2 protein-coding genes are annotated in these 2467 nt (G+C 67.5%); both read right to left on the bottom strand.

The window, feature by feature from the left end:
* Positions 1–105: 105 nt before the first annotated feature.
* Positions 106–1440, bottom strand: a complete 1335-nt coding sequence (locus KDL01_RS40440) for an MFS transporter (protein WP_212534020.1) — start codon at positions 1438–1440, stop codon at positions 106–108.
* Between the two features lie 107 nt (positions 1441–1547).
* A complete protein-coding gene (locus KDL01_RS40445; RefSeq protein WP_212534021.1) occupies positions 1548–2405 on the bottom strand; it encodes an alpha/beta fold hydrolase in 858 nt (285 codons plus the stop codon).
* Positions 2406–2467: the final 62 nt, after the last annotated feature.

Genomic DNA, 2467 nt, shown 5'->3' on the forward strand with positions numbered 1-2467 from the left:
AGATGTCTATAAGAGACAGAGCCCGACCCGTGCGAGAGGATCTGAATCACGGGTTTTGGGGCTGGGCCGGATCGGGTGAGCCCGGCTCAAGGCTGCGCGGCGCGTTTATGGTTCGGTCAGTGCCGGTGTCTGGTCGGGCGTGGACGCTGGCATCGTGTGCGGGCGCATCTTTGTGGTGGCTGAGGTGAGAAGCGCGATGGCCGGCAGGAGTGCTATGGCGCCGGCGTACAGGGCAGTGCGGATTGTGCTGATGATGCCGATCCAGCCGATGAAGGGGCCGCCGACGATCTGGCCGGCGCTGTCGAACATGTCGCGGGCCGAGAGCACTGTGGCTCGGACGGCGGGATCCACTCGGGCCACGATCCAGCCTGTCACCAGTGGGGCGGACACGGGGCGCAATGCCTGCACGCACAGGTACGCCGTGATGGCTGGGGCGAAGTTTCGGGCGGCTGCCATGGCCACGACACCGATGCAGATGAGCGAGGTCACCACGAGTAGCACCCGGCCCGTCGTGCGGCCGTCGGGGTGGTCGGTCCAGCGCTTCGCCGACTGCGTGGAGACTAGGCCCAGCAGCGAGACGACGATTGAGATTGCCGAAAACCAGGCGGCCGGGGGGAGTCCGAACAGATGGGGCAGGCGTATGTCCGTGAGTAGAAAGTCGCCCCACAGTCGGTCGAAGCTTTCGCTCCACAGGCCCGCGAAGAAGATCATGCCGAGCAGTATCAGGAAGCCCGGCATTGCGACGACGGCGATCCTCGCATCCTTCAGCTGCCGGGTGAAGCCGGTCCACATCGTCCTGAGTAGCACGGACGACTCCACTGTGGGCACATCGCGACTTCGGCTTCGCGCGGGCATCCGGCGCTCTGGCATGACGAACGCGAGCATCAGGCCGATCCCCATCACCGCCGTGCCACCGACCAGGAGCGGCAGGGATAGCCACACCGAGGCGAGCAGTGCGCTGAGTATCGAGCCGATGATGCCGGCGGCCAGGCCCAGCTGGGTGGCTCGCAGGTAGACCGGTGTCATTCGCTCTAGATCGAGTTCGTCCGCGATCCACGCATCGAGGGCGCCTTCCTGCAACGCCGCACCGAGCCCGATGAGGAACTGGCCAACCAGCAGGCTGCCGAAGCGCGGTGTCAATCCTTGCTCTGCCAAGCCCGCCCCAACCAGAACGATCCCGGCCACTACGCACAGCCGCCGGCTGATCAGGTCGGCCAGCACTCCGGTCGGCAACTGCATGAAGAAGTAGGACAGCTCGACCGACGTGCCGAGCGTGACCAGCTCCAGTGGGTTGAGATGACCCGAGGAGACGTAGTAGACCGTGGCCGTCGTCTGCGCGAGCGCCACGAGGGCGGCCAGCGGCGCCTGAATCCCCAGCAGATAGAGGCGATGGGGGTCCACTCGGCCCGCTCGAGCCCCGCTCAGCAGCAACAAGCCCACCTCAGCCCAAGGCCTTGACTCCCCATGACCCGGTGAATCTAGCAACTCTGGTCGGAGCGGTACAGCGGATTGTCGGAGGCGAGCGGGAACGGGTGTAGGGGGCCGTCTCAGTCCAGGAAGTCGGTGACCGCGCGTAGCCACTCTTCGGGTTGGTCGATGTGGGCCATGTGGCCGGCCTGGCCGATGACGACCGCGCGGGCGTTGGGCATCTGTGCCGCAGTGCTCTGTGCCAGGGCGGCGGGAAAGGTCAGATCCTGGCGGCCGTGGAGCAGCAGGATGGGGATGTCGAGGGCGGCGAGGCGAGCCAGGGAGTTGTCCGGGCGAGCCGAGGGGACGGTACCGGCGATGAACGGCTTGGCCCACTCCGCGGAGAAGTGAACGTCGCCGAGTCGGCGGCGCAGTTCGGGGCGTGCTTCGGGTCGCCAGACGTTGGCCGGGATGCCGGCGACGGCGTGGGACTTGGTGCGCTCGGGGGTGGGGTCCGCCAGGAGTTCGGTCCAGGTGGCGTTGGCGAGTGCTCGCAGGTTTCGTGCCTCGGGCCAGTCGTCGTATGCGGCCTCTGGTACGGGCTCGATGCTGCTGGAGGCGATGATCAGGCGTCGGATTCGCTGGGGGGCCGCGAGCGCGAGGCGTTGCGCGAGCAGTCCGCCGTAGGAGAATCCGAGCACGTCGGCGCACTGGATTTGGAGAGCGTCGAGCAGGTTGAGCAGGTCGGCGGTGGCTGCGTCGGGGTGGTAGGTCTCGGCAGGGAGGCCCGTGGTCGACCGTCCGCAGCCGCGCAGGTCCGGGAACACGAGCATGCGGGTCTCGGCTAGTGCGATGAGGGGCTCGCGCAGGTAGGTGTGGTCCCAGTCCGGGCCGCCGTGGATGACGAGCAGCGCCTGGTCGGCCGGGCCGCTGCTGCGCGCGGTGAAGAGCTCGATCCGGGGGTCCTGGCATACGGCTACATGCTCTTCGATCAGCATCGGGCCAGTATCACAGCGCCCGAGGACAGTCCGCGGGGCCTGGGGCTGGCCGTGGTCTGTGG

Source organism: Actinospica durhamensis (genome assembly GCF_018139695.1).
GTDB classification, from domain to species: Bacteria; Actinomycetota; Actinomycetes; order Streptomycetales; family Catenulisporaceae; genus Actinospica; species Actinospica durhamensis.